The sequence below is a fragment of the Bradyrhizobium nitroreducens genome (genome assembly GCF_002776695.1).
Lineage (GTDB): Bacteria > Pseudomonadota > Alphaproteobacteria > Rhizobiales > Xanthobacteraceae > Bradyrhizobium > Bradyrhizobium nitroreducens.
Window position 1 is genome coordinate 1 of the sequence record NZ_LFJC01000015.1, and the last position, 220, is coordinate 220.

Below are 220 nucleotides of genomic sequence, written 5' to 3' on the forward strand. Positions count from 1 at the left end.
TTCACGCCGGTCTGCACGCCCTGGCCGATCTTCTTCAAGACGCTCCAGAAGCTCTGCAGCTCCATGTCGGTCGGCGGCGCGCTTGCTGCCGGCTGCAGACCGGGCTGGGCACTGAACACGCCGAGCTGGTGGCCGATGTTCACGCCGGTCTGCACGCCCTGGCCGATCTTCTTCAAGACGCTCCAGAAGCTCTGCAGCTCCATGTCGGTCGGCGGCGCGC

General features: G+C 66.8%; 1 protein-coding gene. It reads right to left on the reverse strand.

Annotated features, from left to right (window positions below):
• Window positions 1–220, reverse strand: a 220-nt coding sequence (locus tag TSA1_RS40515) for a hypothetical protein (protein ID WP_210421940.1), incomplete at both ends; no start/stop codon positions are given.